The organism is Rouxiella sp. WC2420, assembly GCF_041200025.1.
GTDB lineage: Bacteria > Pseudomonadota > Gammaproteobacteria > Enterobacterales > Enterobacteriaceae > Rouxiella.
This window is the reverse complement of record NZ_CP165628.1, coordinates 4,975,113-4,988,612: the sequence shown is the minus strand read 5'-3', so window position 1 is coordinate 4,988,612 and position 13,500 is coordinate 4,975,113. Positions and strand designations below refer to the sequence as shown.

13 protein-coding genes are annotated in these 13,500 nt (G+C 51.9%); 10 read left to right on the top strand and 3 right to left on the bottom strand.

The window, feature by feature from the left end:
- Nucleotides 1-74 precede the first annotated feature (74 nt).
- The 4 genes from tatA to tatD are packed head-to-tail and all read left to right on the top strand — an operon-like array spanning nucleotide 75 to nucleotide 2,662.
- Nucleotides 75-344, top strand: a complete 270-nt coding sequence (gene tatA / locus AB3G37_RS22970; protein WP_009638796.1) for a Sec-independent protein translocase subunit TatA — start codon at nucleotides 75-77, stop codon at nucleotides 342-344.
- Between the two features lie 3 nt (nucleotides 345-347).
- Nucleotides 348-1,046 (top strand): Sec-independent protein translocase protein TatB, encoded by a 699-nt coding sequence (gene tatB, locus AB3G37_RS22965; protein WP_369789179.1) that lies wholly within the window; start codon nucleotides 348-350, stop codon nucleotides 1,044-1,046.
- A gap of 2 nt (nucleotides 1,047-1,048) precedes the next feature.
- Nucleotides 1,049-1,816, top strand: a complete 768-nt coding sequence (tatC, locus tag AB3G37_RS22960; protein WP_009638799.1) for a Sec-independent protein translocase subunit TatC — start codon at nucleotides 1,049-1,051, stop codon at nucleotides 1,814-1,816.
- Between the two features lie 60 nt (nucleotides 1,817-1,876).
- Nucleotides 1,877-2,662, top strand: a complete 786-nt coding sequence (gene tatD, locus AB3G37_RS22955) for a 3'-5' ssDNA/RNA exonuclease TatD (protein WP_009638801.1) — start codon at nucleotides 1,877-1,879, stop codon at nucleotides 2,660-2,662.
- Nucleotides 2,663-2,674: 12 nt separating this feature from the next.
- On the opposite strand, the gene rfaH is transcribed toward tatD, so the two are convergent.
- Nucleotides 2,675-3,163 carry a transcription/translation regulatory transformer protein RfaH gene (rfaH, locus tag AB3G37_RS22950; protein ID WP_009638802.1) on the bottom strand — a complete coding sequence of 163 codons (489 nt, stop codon included), beginning with the start codon at nucleotides 3,161-3,163 and terminating at the stop codon, nucleotides 2,675-2,677.
- 127 nt (nucleotides 3,164-3,290) lie between these two features.
- Between rfaH and pepE the strand changes: the two genes are divergently transcribed.
- From pepE to fre, 3 genes are all read left to right on the top strand, one after another.
- Nucleotides 3,291-4,016, top strand: coding sequence for a dipeptidase PepE (gene pepE / locus AB3G37_RS22945; RefSeq protein WP_009638803.1), 726 nt, complete (start codon nucleotides 3,291-3,293; stop codon nucleotides 4,014-4,016).
- A 125-nt stretch (nucleotides 4,017-4,141) separates the two neighbouring features.
- Nucleotides 4,142-5,635: a 4-hydroxy-3-polyprenylbenzoate decarboxylase gene (gene ubiD, locus AB3G37_RS22940; RefSeq protein ID WP_009638804.1), complete on the top strand. Its 1,494-nt coding sequence runs from the start codon at nucleotides 4,142-4,144 to the stop codon at nucleotides 5,633-5,635.
- A gap of 93 nt (nucleotides 5,636-5,728) precedes the next feature.
- Entirely contained in the window at nucleotides 5,729-6,430 is a 702-nt protein-coding gene (gene fre / locus AB3G37_RS22935; RefSeq protein ID WP_009638805.1) for an NAD(P)H-flavin reductase, read from the top strand.
- Nucleotides 6,431-6,489: 59 nt separating this feature from the next.
- On the opposite strand, the gene fadA is transcribed toward fre, so the two are convergent.
- Entirely contained in the window at nucleotides 6,490-7,653 is a 1,164-nt protein-coding gene (gene fadA, locus AB3G37_RS22930; protein ID WP_009638806.1) for an acetyl-CoA C-acyltransferase FadA, read from the bottom strand.
- A gap of 11 nt (nucleotides 7,654-7,664) precedes the next feature.
- The gene (gene fadB / locus AB3G37_RS22925) at nucleotides 7,665-9,854 is read right to left on the bottom strand and encodes a fatty acid oxidation complex subunit alpha FadB (RefSeq protein ID WP_369789178.1); all 2,190 of its coding nucleotides are present in this window, start codon (nucleotides 9,852-9,854) and stop codon (nucleotides 7,665-7,667) included.
- 200 nt (nucleotides 9,855-10,054) lie between these two features.
- Here fadB and pepQ point away from each other — a divergent pair, with 200 nt between their 5' ends.
- From pepQ to trkH, 3 genes are read left to right on the top strand one after another with little or no spacing between them, the layout of a single operon-like run.
- Entirely contained in the window at nucleotides 10,055-11,386 is a 1,332-nt protein-coding gene (gene pepQ / locus AB3G37_RS22920) for a Xaa-Pro dipeptidase (RefSeq protein ID WP_369789177.1), read from the top strand.
- Complete coding sequence (locus AB3G37_RS22915; protein ID WP_009638809.1) at nucleotides 11,386-11,994, top strand: IMPACT family protein; 609 nt, start codon at nucleotides 11,386-11,388, stop codon at nucleotides 11,992-11,994. The genes pepQ and AB3G37_RS22915 overlap by 1 nt, the downstream gene beginning before the upstream one ends.
- Before the next feature lie 40 nt (nucleotides 11,995-12,034).
- Nucleotides 12,035-13,486 (top strand): Trk system potassium transporter TrkH, encoded by a 1,452-nt coding sequence (trkH, locus tag AB3G37_RS22910; RefSeq protein WP_369789176.1) that lies wholly within the window; start codon nucleotides 12,035-12,037, stop codon nucleotides 13,484-13,486.
- The last annotated feature ends 14 nt before the right edge of the window (nucleotides 13,487-13,500 follow it).

The following is a 13,500-nucleotide window of genomic DNA, read 5'->3' as shown; positions in this document are numbered from 1 at the left end:
CATAAAATCTATAATTGATGTTATGCGTCGTCTCTGCGACAACTGTTAATTCTTATTAAATTGAGGTGAATACCATGGGTGCATTTAGTCTTACGCACTGGCTGGTCATAGCGGTAATCGTGGTGCTGCTGTTTGGTACCAAAAAACTGCGTGGCCTCGGTAGCGATCTTGGCGCATCTATCAAGGGCTTTAAAAAAGCCATGAATGATGACGATGCGGCCAAGGCACGTAAAGAAAATGAAACAACCGGGTCTGATGCAGATTTTTCGGCCAAGTCAATTGATGCCACTAAGCCGGAAGTGAAAGCAGAAGAAACTAAGAGTCAAAACAAAGAGCAGGTATAAGCCGTGTTTGACATTGGGTTTAGTGAATTATTACTGGTGTTCGTTATTGGTTTGGTTGTCCTTGGACCAGAACGCTTACCTGTTGCGGTAAGAACTGTTGCGGGCTGGATCCGCACTTTGAGATCGATGGCTGCATCGGTGCAAAACGAGCTGAATCAAGAGTTCAAACTGCAAGAGTTGCAGGATAGCCTGAAGAAAGCTGAAGAAGCCGGATTGAAGAATTTATCTCCTGAAATCAAAGCGTCCATTGATGATTTGAAAGAGGCGGCATCTTCTATGAAGCGCTCTATTCATGAGAACCTCAGCCCGGCCGACCAGGCAATAGCCGATGCTACTGAAGGAAACACCATTCATAATCCTGTGCTCAGGGATGCAGAAGCGCATCATGATGAAGGTATTTCTCCGGCATCTGCCGAACATGTAGCGGAATCACCGGCGGTAAGCCCGACTGCAGAACATGCAGCTTCGCCGGCTATGGCACCTTCGGCGGAACATAAAGCGCAATCGACTGTTATCCCGGCGATGGAGCCTACTGTTACGCCGGTTGCTGCGCCTGTTGCTCAGCCGATGGCCAAGCCAGCGTCAGAACCTGCTGCTCAACCAAACGTTGCGTCTGCACCTGCCTCAAGGCCTGCGCCAGTGGTCGAAAACCAATCGGCGGTAAAACCTGCTCCTTCTTCACAAACAACGGGTGAACGCTAAACATGGCTGTTGACGATACACAACCGCTTATCAGCCATCTGATAGAACTGCGTAAGCGCCTGATGAACTCCATTATTTGTGTGATTGTGGTGTTTTTGGCTCTTGTTTACTTTGCCAATGATATTTACGACCTGGTTTCTGCTCCTCTAATCAAAGTCATGCCTGCGGGCGCGAGCATGATTGCAACGGATGTAGCTTCGCCGTTCTTCACGCCTATCAAACTGACCATGATTGTTTCGGTGTTTGTGTCTGCACCTTTCATCCTGTATCAGGTATGGGGTTTTGTCGCGCCAGCGCTGTACAAGCATGAACGCCGTCTGATGATGCCATTGCTGTTCTCAAGCTCGGCGCTGTTTTATCTCGGCATGGCTTTCGCGTATTTTCTGGTGTTCCCACTGGCGTTCGCATTCTTTGCGAAAACAGCACCGGCAGGCGTAGAGATTGCTACCGACATCAATAAATACCTCGATTTTGTCATGACTATCTTCATGGCCTTCGGGGTGTCTTTTGAAGTGCCGATTGCGATTATCCTGCTGTGTTGGACCGGGGTCACTACCCCAGCCGACTTACGCAAGAAACGACCTTATGTTTTGGTCGGTGCTTTCGTTGTGGCGATGCTGCTGACTCCTCCGGACGTATTCTCGCAAACACTGTTGGCGATCCCGATGTACATCCTGTTTGAGATTGGTGTGTTCTGTGCCCGTTATTATGTCGGCAAAGGACGCAACGCAAACGCAGAGGATTCGGATACGGATTCCGATGAGCCGTAAGCGATAAGATTTAAATTTTAAAACCGCCCTGTTGGGCGGTTTCTGTTTTGAGAGAGCGCTATGTTTGAGATCGGCCTGAATTTAACCAGTAACCAATTTGACAAAGATCGCGCTGCGGTGGTTGAACGCGCAAGACAAGCAGGGTTGACCGGTATGTTGATTACCGGTACTTCGCTGGAAGAGAGTCAACAGGCTCAGGCGTTGGCGGCCGAATACGCTGATTTCTGCTGGTCGACAGCGGGTGTGCATCCACACCGGGCAAGTAGTTGGAATGCAGAAGTCGAGCAGGTAATACGGACTCTGGCCGCCGCGCCTGAGGTTGTTGCCATTGGTGAGTGTGGGCTGGATTTCAATCGTAACTTTTCTACGCCAGCCGAGCAGGAACTCGCTTTTACCGCTCAGCTGAGTCTGGCAGTCGAGCTGGATTTGCCGGTATTTCTGCACTGTCGCGATGCTCATCCCCGTTTTGCAGAGCTGCTTGAACCCTGGCTGCCACGCTTGCCCGGCGCAGTAGTACACTGCTTTACTGGTAGCCAGCAAGAGTTGGAACACTACCTTTCTCTCGGGCTTTCAATAGGTATAACCGGCTGGGTATGCGATGAACGTCGCGGGCTGGAGCTGCGTGAGATGCTGCCGTTAATTCCTGCTGAACGATTGCTATTGGAAACCGACGCGCCTTATCTGTTGCCCAGAGATATGGAAAACAAGCCGAAAAATCGTCGAAACGAACCTGGTTTCCTGCCACATATTGTCAGGCAAGTTGCCTTGTGGCGTGGCAAAGATGAAGACTCGGAATGGCTGGCAAGAGTAACCGACGAAAATGCCCGCCGGTTATTCAGGCTATAGGGAAAGAGTAACTCAGATTTTTTGGAACTCGGTGTTACAGATGCTTTGTTTCACCTGTTTGTTAAGTAGATTAAGCAACAGATGGGAGCGGCGTTCGCCGTCGGGTTCAGTATAAATAGCTTGTAACCCCTCAAATACGCCTTCAATAATCAGCACCTGGTCTCCCTCATGCGGTGTCTCGGGATCGCGGACACCGGTTGGCGGTTGATGTATTATCTGCTCGATAACATCCGAGTTTACCCTGGCAAGCTGGTGTCCAAAACGGACAAAGTGGCTAACACCGCGGGTGGCACTGATAGTCGTGGTATGAATTTTTTCAGGGTCAAATGCAATAAACATATAATTTGGAAACAGAGGTTCATCTGCCATGGTCCGGCGGCCACGCACCATTTTTTCCAACTTGATCGTCGGTACTAAACATTGAACGTTTTGACGCTCAAGATGTTCCTGGGCGCGAACATGTTGACCTCGTTTGCAATACAGTAAGTACCAGCTTTCCATTTTTCGTTTTTCCTCGTGACTAACACGTTGAGAATAACAAAAGCTTTAAGGGATAAATAGCCGTTGTAAGGTCCCTCACCACCAGTGATGTTAACATTCAGATTAATAGATATCTTCGGAGAAAAATATGGAGTTGTTCCTACTTAGCAACGGTAAGCTTTCAAGCGACAGCCAACCTTTGGGCTATGCCCATGAGCAGATCAAGGCGACGTTTAAGGCGCGAAACATTACTTCGGCGGTTTTAATCCCCTATGCATTGCTGCGCAGCGACTACGACGCAAAGGCTTTGGAGCTAGAGCAGGCGTTGGGTATCAAGGTGGGCAGTATCCATCATGCGGGCGTTCCTTCTGAAGCCATCGAGCAGGCTCAGTGTATTCTGGTCAGCGGTGGCAATACCTGGATGCTGAATCAGATGCTGCATGAAAAAGGTCTGATTATTCCTGTTCAACGCGCTGTGCGTGAACGTGAAGTGACTTATATCGGCTGGAGTGCGGGCTGTAATGTAGCGACGCCAAGTATTCGAACTACTAATGATATGCCAGTGCGTAACTCGGTAGTGCTACCTGCTTTAGGGCTATTCCCTGTACAAATCAATCCGCATTATATTGACGCGCATATCAGTGGTCACATGGGTGAAACTCGCGATGAACGCATTGCAGAATTTTGTGCAGTTAATCCGAGCGAGTCTGTAGTCGCGCTGCGTGAAGGCAGCATGTTGCATGTATCAGGTAACGATCTACGCTATTACAGCGCCAGAAATGAAGGCTTTAAAGTGTTCCGCCACGGCCATGAGACGCAGGAATATCAGGACACACAAGCTCTTGCCAGTCTTGTTCCGTTCAACTGCTGCTAATGATTGAAAAGTCTGTTGGTCGCTGATTTTTGGTTCAATAAAATTGAAAAAAGCAGCCATGGCGTCCGACAGGCTTTATACTGCCTCCTAAATTCGGTAACAAAACTTATAATGACGTGCCTCGTATGAAATATCGTGACCTGCGTGACTTCCTGTCTTTGCTTGAAAAGCGGGGTGATCTTAAACGTATTACCCAGACTGTTGATCCCTATCTTGAAATGACCGAAATTGCCGATCGTACCTTGCGTGCGGGCGGCCCGGCGTTGCTTTTTGAAAATCCAAAAGGCTATGACATGCCGGTTCTGTGCAATCTGTTCGGCACACCCGAGCGAGTTGCCATGGGGATGGGTCAGGAAGACGTTAGCGCCCTGCGCGACGTGGGTGAACTGCTGGCATTTCTTAAAGAGCCTGAACCGCCGCGTGGGTTCCGTGATTTCTACGACAAGATGCCGAAATTCAAGCAAGTGCTGAATATGCCGACCAAGTGTCTGAGTTCTGCCCCTTGTCAGGAACAGATTTGGCAAGGCGAAGATGTTGATCTGGGGCGTATTCCGGTGATGCACTGCTGGCCTGAAGATGCTGCGCCGCTTATCACCTGGGGTCTGACCGTTACTCGTGGGCCACACAAGCCACGTCAGAATCTGGGGATTTATCGCCAGCAAGTGTTAGGCAAGAACAAACTGATCATGCGCTGGTTGTCTCATCGCGGCGGTGCGCTGGACTTCCAGGAGTGGTGTCAGCAGAATCCCGGCAAACGTTTCCCGGTTTCTGTCGCGCTGGGTGCCGATCCGGCAACTATTCTTGGTGCGGTAACACCGGTTCCTGACACGCTTTCTGAATATGCGTTTGCTGGTTTATTGCGCGGCAATAAAACCGAAGTAGTCAAATGCATCTCCAATGACCTCGAGGTCCCTGCCAGTGCGGAAATCGTGCTCGAAGGTTATATCGAGCCGGGCGAAATGGCACCGGAAGGCCCTTACGGCGACCACACTGGCTACTATAATGAAATAGATAGCTTTCCGGTTTTCACCGTGACACACATTACCCAGCGCAAAGATGCTATTTATCATTCGACATTTACTGGTCGCCCGCCGGATGAACCTGCGGTACTGGGATTGGCGCTAAATGAAGTCTTTGTGCCTATCCTTAAAAAGCAATTTCCGGAGATCGTCGATTTTTATCTGCCGCCAGAAGGATGCTCCTACCGTTTGGCCGTTGTGACCATGAAGAAGCAGTATGCCGGTCACGCCAAGCGCGTCATGATGGGCGTCTGGTCATTCCTGCGGCAGTTTATGTACACCAAATTTGTTATTGTGTGTGACGATGACATTAACGCACGCGACTGGAAAGACGTGATTTGGGCGATTACCACCCGTATGGATCCGGCGCGCGATACCGTTCTGGTCGAAAACACGCCGATCGATTATCTGGATTTTGCCTCTCCGGTTTCCGGTTTGGGTTCCAAGATGGGTATGGATGCGACCAACAAATGGCCGGGCGAAACGCAGCGCGAGTGGGGACGACCTATTGTGATGGACCCTAAAGTGCGCGATCGTGTTGATGCTATCTGGGATGAGCTGGACGTATTCAGCAATAAAAAGCCCGGCAACGGTAAATAATTAAAATTACTATCGACTGGTAAATGAGGTTGTGGTTTTTATAGCCGGCCAAGTTTACCATCCGTGTAGATTGATGACCCTCAGAGGGAACGCATGACAATAATGAGCTGTAAAGTGTCCTCAGTTGAGGCCATAACCGACACCGTATATCGGGTTCGCCTGCAACCTGAAGTCTCCTTTTCATTTCGTGCCGGTCAATATCTGATGGTCGTGATGGATGAGCGTGACAAACGTCCGTTTTCCATCGCCTCTGTGCCTTCAGAGAAAAATTATCTCGAATTGCACATTGGTGCCTCTGAGATGAACCTGTATGCAATGGCCGTGATGGATCGTATTTTGAAAGAGCAAACGATCAATGTCGATTTGCCGCACGGCGATGCCTGGCTGCGCGAAGACAGCGATCGTCCTTTGGTACTGATTGCTGGCGGCACTGGTTTCTCTTACGTACGCTCGATTTTGGTTACCGAGTTGGCGCAGCATCCAGATCGCGATATCTCTATCTACTGGGGCGGCCGCGAGCTTAAACACTTGTATGATTTAGGCGAGTTGGAAGCATTGAGCGTGGTACACCCGAATTTGAAAGTGATACCGGTAGTCGAGCAGTTCGAAGACGGCTGGCAGGGTAGAAGCGGTAACGTGTTGAGCGCGGTATTACAAGATTTTGAATCACTGAGCGAACATGACATTTATATCGCTGGTCGTTTTGAAATGGCTAAAGTTGCCCGCGAGCGTTTCTGCGCCGAGCGCGGTGCGGTGGAAGATCGCATGTTTGGCGATGCTTTTGCCTTTATCTAAATTTGTTAAAGAGAAAGCGGGTATTAAGCCCGCTTTCACTTATATGCAAACCTCTCCCGCTAAACCCTCTCAAAGACCGTCGCAATCCCCTGACCTAAACCGATACACATCGTCGCTACGCCAAACTGCACATCTTTACGCTCCATCAGGTTCAGCAACGTAGTAGAGATTCGCGCGCCTGAGCAGCCCAGTGGATGACCCAGAGCGATAGCGCCGCCGTTGAGATTCACTTTGTCTTCCATACTTTCCAGCAACCCGAGATCTTTGATACACGGCAGCGACTGGGCGGCAAAGGCTTCGTTAAGTTCGAACAGGCCGATATCCTCAACGGAAAGGCCAGCTCGTTTCAATGCCAGCTGCGTCGCGGGTACTGGGCCATAGCCCATAATCGACGGATCGCAGCCAACAACCGCCATAGAGCGAATTTTTGCTCGAGCTTTCAGACCCAGCGATTTAGCACGCGATTCACTCATGATAAGCATCGCCGACGCGCCGTCAGACAGGGCCGACGAGCTACCGGCAGTCACTGTGCCGTTGACCGGATCGAACGCCGGGCGCAGTGCCGAAAGTCCTTCGACAGTGGTTTCGGGGCGGATCACCTCGTCATAATTCAGACTAAACAAACCACCATCAGAATCATGGCCATAAGTCGGCACAATCTCGTTGGCAAAATATCCCGCTACCGTCGCCGCGTGAGCGCGCTGGTGGGAGCGGGCAGCAAACTGATCCTGCATTTCGCGGCTGATATGATGCATTTTGGCCAACATCTCGGCGGTCAGCCCCATCATTCCGGCCGCTTTTGCCACGGTGCGGCTCAGGCCCGGATGAAAATCAACTCCGTGACTCATCGGCACATGCCCCATGTGCTCAACGCCACCAATCAGGCTGATATCGGCATCGCCGACCATAATTGTGCGAGCTGCATCGTGCAAAGCCTGCATCGAAGAGCCACACAGCCGGTTAACCGTGACTGCCGGAACGCTATGCGGGATCTCTGCCAGCAGCGCGGCATTGCGCGCTACGTTAAAACCCTGCTCCAGCGTTTGTTGCACACAGCCCCAGTAGATATCGTCAATTTCTTTGGCATCAAACCCTGGATTGCGCGAGAGCACGGCGCGCATCAGGTGCGCGGATAAATCTTCGGCGCGGACGTTGCGAAAAGCCCCACCTTTGGAGCGGCCCATCGGCGTGCGGACCGCATCAATAATGACTACATTTTCCATGATTTCGGTCCTTATGCCTGACGGCCAGTGTTAAGCTCGGCCAGCGGTTCGGCCTGCGGATAATAGCTTTCGTTGGTCTCTGCCTTGCGGCGCAAACCGGCAGGTACCTCATACATTGGGCCAAGATGAGCGTATTGCTCGGTCATTGCGAGATAGTTGGCGCTGCCAATCTTGTCCAGATAACGGAAAGCGCCGCCGTGGAATGGCGGGAAGCCAATGCCGTAGACCAGCGCCATATCGGCTTCTGCAGGACTGGCAATAATCTTTTCCTCCAAACAGCGGACAACTTCATTGATCATCGGGATCATCATTCGGGCGATAATTTCTTCCGGGTTGAAGTTTGTCAGTTTTATGTCTGTCACTGCCAACAGTGTGGCAACTTCGGGGTCCTGCTCTTTGCGCAGCTTGCCTTTGCTGTCTTCACTGTAGCGATAAAAACCGTGCTGATTTTTTTGACCATAGCGTTCGGCATCAAACAGAATATCCACGGCGTCGCGATAGTCTTTTGCCATCCGATCCGGGAAGCCGTTGGCCATCACCGCTTGAGCATGGTGGGCGGTATCGATGCCGACCACGTCGAGCAGATAAGCCGGGCCCATCGGCCAGCCAAACTGTTTCTCCATGACTTTATCAATCTGGGCGAAATCAGCGCCGTCACGTACCAACAGGCTAAATCCGGCGAAGTAGGGGAACAGCACGCGGTTGACGAAAAATCCCGGACAATCGTTGACCACGATAGGCGTTTTACCCATCGCCGAAGCGTAAGCCACGATGCGCGACAGAGTTTGATCTGACGTTTTGCTGCCGCGAATAATCTCGACCAGCGGCATTCGATGCACCGGATTAAAAAAATGCATCCCGCAGAAGTTTTCCGGGCGCTTAAGCGCGGCAGCCAACGTATCGATAGGAATGGTTGAGGTGTTAGACGCGAGTATCGCGTCGCTGTCGAGCAGCGCTTCAGCCTCGGCCAGCACCGCCGCTTTAATTTTTGGATTCTCGACCACGGCTTCGACGACGATTTGCGCGCGTTCAAGGCCGCTGTAATTAAGTGTCGGCTGAATAGTTGACAGGATCTGCGCCATCTTCAGGCCGCTAACTTTGCCGCGCTCCAGCTGTTTGTTGAGTAGTTTAGCGGCTTCGTTAATGCCGAGATGCAGCGATTTGTCGTTGATATCTTTCATAATAACCGGCACACCTTTCAGCGCCGATTGATAAGCAATGCCGCCGCCCATAATCCCCGCGCCTAACACTGCCGCCTGTTCAGGCTTGCCATAGTTGCCCGCCAGTTTTTTGGCTTTGCTTTTAATGAACTGGTCGTTCAGGAAGATACCGACCAGAGCATGGGCTTCATGGGACTGGGCGAGGGAGACAAAGCTGGGAGTTTCCAGCGCCAGAGCCTCATCGCGTCCTAATTTCGCCGCTGCTTCGATGGTTTTCACTGCGGTCATTGGGGCCGGATAATGTTTGCCTGCAGTTTGCAGCACCATCCCTTTTGCTACACTGAAACTCATCGCTGCTTCGATAGGGCTGAGTTTTAATGGCAACAGTTTCGGACGGCGAGCGGCTTTCCAGTCAAGCTTGCCTTCAATCGCCTGACGCAGAGTAGCCAGGGCAGACTCATGCAGTTTATCTACGCTGACAACCGCGTCGACCAGGCCGATTTTCAGTGCTTCGCTGCCGCTGACATCTTTACCTGCGGCGATAATCTCAAGCGCGCTGTCGGCGCCAAGCAGTCGAGGCAAACGTACTGAACCGCCGAAGCCGGGCATAATCCCCAGTTTTGTTTCGGGTAGGCCGATGCGAGTGTCTGGCGTAGCAATACGGAAATCGGTCGCGAGCACACATTCGCAACCGCCGCCCAGCGCGTAACAGCTGATCGCCGAGACGGTCGGTACGGGTAAATCTTCCAGGCGATTAAAAATGCTGTTGGCAAAGCCCAACCAGTCATGCAGTTTTTCAGCCGGTGCAGTAAACAGCGATAAAAACTCGTTGATGTCTGCGCCGACAATAAATGCCGATTTGGCCGAGCTCAGTAACAACCCTTTGAGTTCAGTTTGTTGTTCAAGCACGGTAATTGCTTCACCCAGGCTTGCGACAGTCTGGGTGTCTAGCTTGTTGACGGAGCCTGGAGCAGCAAACACCAGCTCGGCAATGCCGTCTTCGAGCCAGTGCAGGTGTAATGTTTCGCCTTGATAAAGCATGTGTCTCTCCTGAATCATCGGTGATGATCTGGTATGACCAGATGAATGGAGTGTGGTTTTGATGTTAATGAAATGCAAACAGACTGATTGATATTTGCTGACAAGATCACAAAGCCAGCGGGGCTACGAGCGACGGTTGGCTGTGATAAGATGCGGCATCGTTTTGCATTAATCGTATGAATCCAGTAAAGGACAGGTCGATGGAATCTCTCTCTACACTTTATAAAGAACATATCGCTGTTTTACAGGCACGTGCGCTGGAAATACTGCAACGCAATCAACTCGATGCTCTGCTGATTCACTCCGGTGAGCTGCTGGGCACTTTTCTCGACGACTATAATTATCCGTTCAAGGTCAATCCGCAGTTCAAGGCCTGGGTGCCTGTCACGCAGGTTCCAAACTGCTGGCTGTGGGTGGATGGCGTCAATGCTCCGAAACTGTGGTTCTATTCGCCGGTTGACTACTGGCACAGCGTCGAGCCGCTACCAGACTCATTCTGGACGCAAGACGTTCAGGTGCTGCCGCTGGCCAAACCTGACGACATCAGAAAACAGCTGCCTGCCGATTTGTCTCGCGTTGCCTATATTGGTTACGCTCAGGGGCGGGCGCTGGAGTTGGGGATCTCTGCCGACCATCTGAATCCGAAAGCGGTACTCGACTATCTTCACTATCATCGGGCGTACAAGACCGGTTATGAAGTGGCGTGCATGCGTGAAGCGCAAAAGCTGGCAGTCAGCGGTCATCGCGCGGCGAAAGAAGCTTTCTTGTCCGGCATGAGCGAATTCGATATCAGCATGGCGTACCTTACCGCCACCGGCCATCGCGAAACTGAGGTGCCCTACGGCAATATCGTTGCTTTGAACGAACACGCCGCTGTTTTGCACTACACCACCTTGCAGCATCAGCCGCCTGCCGAAATACGCAGCTTCCTGATTGATGCCGGTGCCGAATACAACGGTTACGCTGCCGACCTTACCCGCACCTATTCTGCGAAAAGTGACAACGATTTTGCTGCTCTGGTTAAAGATTTAAACAATGAACAGCAGGCACTGATCGGCACTATCAAGCCGGGTGTGCGTTATACCGATTATCATGTGCAGATGCATCAGCGGATCGCGCGTATCCTCAAGGCGCACGAAATTATTGTTGATATCAGTGAAGAGGCAATGGTCGAACAGGATTTGACGGGGCCCTTCCTGCCGCACGGGCTGGGGCATCCGCTGGGCCTGCAGGTGCATGACGTCGGTGGATTCCAGCAGGATGAAAACGGCACACACCTCGCCGCGCCGTCACAATATCATTATCTGCGCTGTACCCGCATCATTCAGCCAGGCATGGTGTTGACGATTGAACCCGGTATCTACTTTATCGAATCGTTGCTGGCACCGTGGCGCGAAGGCAGGTTCAGCAAGCACTTTGACTGGGACAAGATTGAAGTATTGAAGCTGTTTGGTGGCATCCGCATCGAAGACAATATTGTTATTCACGACAACCGTGTTGAAAACATGACTCGTGACCTGAAACTGGCCTGATGCAGCCTTATCCTGTCCCCGCTCAATCGATCGAGATAAGCGAAGAAATAAAGAAGAGTCGTTTCATTACCCTGCTGGCACCTACTGCAGGGGTTGAGGCGGCCAAGGCGTTTGTCCAGCAGGTAAAAGTTCAGCATCCTGCGGCGCGGCACCATTGCTGGGCATTTGTCGCCGGTCCGCCGAATGATTCGCAGCAGTTAGGGTTTTCTGATGATGGAGAACCCGCGGGCACGGCGGGTAAACCGATCCTCGGTCAGTTGATGGGCAGCGGGATAGGTGAGATAACTGCCGTGGTAGTTCGCTATTATGGCGGCATTAAGTTAGGCACCGGGGGATTGGTTCGCGCCTACGGTAATGGCGTTCAGCTGGCATTGGCCCAGTTGCCGGTGATAGAAAAAGTGCCGCAGGCTGAATTTTTGCTGCAGTGCGATTACGCGCAGATCTCGCTGGTCGAAACGTTATTGCAGCAGGTCGGTGGCAGCATAGTGCAGAGTGAGTACGGCGCAGCGGTGGATCTTCGTCTCACGCTGCCCGCCCTGAGTGCGGCAGAAATAGCGGATCGGCTCTTTAATCAGAGTCGTGGTTCGTTGGTTCTGCAGCCCGTTTGATTAATTTTTTTGCAATTTATCTGCTGAGGAACGCGCCAGCATGCATTTCCGTGCCATAACCCGCATTGTCGGGGTGCTCGTCATCCTATTCTCGGGAACTATGATTATTCCCGGATTAGTGGCTTTAATTTACAGAGACGGGGCCGGGCGCGCGTTCAGTGAGACGTTTTTCGTTGCGCTGGCCATCGGGCTATTGCTTTGGGTCCCCAACCGAAAACAGCGTAGCGAGCTAAAACCTCGTGAAGGCTTCCTGATCGTGGTGCTGTTCTGGACCGTGCTGGGTAGCGTCGGTGCCTTGCCGTTTTTATTCTCCGAGCGTCCGCATCTGGGAGTAACCGACGCCTTCTTTGAATCTTTCTCCGGGTTGACGACGACCGGCGCTACGACGCTGGTGGGGCTAGACAGCCTGCCGCACGCGATCCTGTTCTATCGGCAGATGCTGCAATGGTTTGGCGGTATGGGGATCATTGTGCTGGCAGTGGCGATTCTTCCTATCCTTGGGGTTGGGGGGATGCAGCTTTATCGCGCCGAGATGCCTGGTCCGCTAAAAGATCACAAGATGCGGCCGCGTATTGCCGAGACGGCTAAAACACTGTGGTTCATCTATATATTACTGACTATCCTTTGTGCGCTTTGCCTTTGGGGCGCGGGGATGTCGGCTTTCGACGCCATTGGGCATAGCTTCTCAACTATTGCGCTGGGCGGTTTCTCAACCCATGACGCCAGCGTCGGTTATTTCCATAGCGGCACTATCAACACCATCATCGCTGTGTTCCTGCTGATCTCCGGCTGTAATTACGGCCTGCATTTCGCGATGTTCAGCGGCCGAAATCTTAAAGTCTATTGGCGCGACCCGGAATTTCGCATGTTTATCAGCGTGCAGCTGACGTTGGTAGTGGTGTGTACCTCGGTGCTGTGGCTGCATGATACTTACACCTCAGGCCTGGAAACGCTGAATCAGGCCTTCTTCCAGGTGGTATCGATGGCGACTACGGCGGGATACACCACAGACAGTATTTCTAAATGGCCGCTTTTCCTGCCTATTCTTCTGCTGTGTTCTGCCTTTATTGGTGGCTGCGCAGGGTCAACCGGTGGTGGGCTCAAGGTGATCCGTATTCTGTTGCTTTACCTGCAAGGGTCGCGCGAGCTGAAACGTCTGGTCCACCCGAACGCGGTTTACACCATCAAGCTGGGCAATCGTGCATTGCCGGAACGGATCATTGAAGCGGTATGGGGTTTCTTCTCTGCCTATGCGCTGGTGTTTATTGTCAGCATGCTTGCTATCGTGGCGACGGGCGTAGACAACTTCTCGGCGTTTGCCGCAGTAACGGCAACACTTAATAACCTCGGGCCGGGTCTGGGCGTGGTAGCAGACAACTTTCAGTCTATGAATCATGTCGCGAAATGGATATTGATCGTGACTATGCTGTTTGGTCGTCTGGAAGTGTTTACCCTGTTAGTACTATTTACGCCTACCTTCTGGAAAGAGTAGTCATCATTAATTAG

Coding starts and splice junctions, on each gene's coding strand:
- pepE (WP_009638803.1), top strand. CDS start 3,291: ATGGAGTTGTTCCTACTTAGCAACGGTAAGCTTTCAAGCGACAGCCAA.
- pepQ (WP_369789177.1), top strand. CDS start 10,055: ATGGAATCTCTCTCTACACTTTATAAAGAACATATCGCTGTTTTACAG.
- fre (WP_009638805.1), top strand. CDS start 5,729: ATGACAATAATGAGCTGTAAAGTGTCCTCAGTTGAGGCCATAACCGAC.
- ubiD (WP_009638804.1), top strand. CDS start 4,142: ATGAAATATCGTGACCTGCGTGACTTCCTGTCTTTGCTTGAAAAGCGG.
- rfaH (WP_009638802.1), bottom strand. CDS start 3,163: ATGGAAAGCTGGTACTTACTGTATTGCAAACGAGGTCAACATGTTCGC.
- fadB (WP_369789178.1), bottom strand. CDS start 9,854: ATGCTTTATCAAGGCGAAACATTACACCTGCACTGGCTCGAAGACGGC.
- tatA (WP_009638796.1), top strand. CDS start 75: ATGGGTGCATTTAGTCTTACGCACTGGCTGGTCATAGCGGTAATCGTG.
- fadA (WP_009638806.1), bottom strand. CDS start 7,653: ATGGAAAATGTAGTCATTATTGATGCGGTCCGCACGCCGATGGGCCGC.
- trkH (WP_369789176.1), top strand. CDS start 12,035: ATGCATTTCCGTGCCATAACCCGCATTGTCGGGGTGCTCGTCATCCTA.
- tatC (WP_009638799.1), top strand. CDS start 1,049: ATGGCTGTTGACGATACACAACCGCTTATCAGCCATCTGATAGAACTG.
- AB3G37_RS22915 (WP_009638809.1), top strand. CDS start 11,386: ATGCAGCCTTATCCTGTCCCCGCTCAATCGATCGAGATAAGCGAAGAA.
- tatD (WP_009638801.1), top strand. CDS start 1,877: ATGTTTGAGATCGGCCTGAATTTAACCAGTAACCAATTTGACAAAGAT.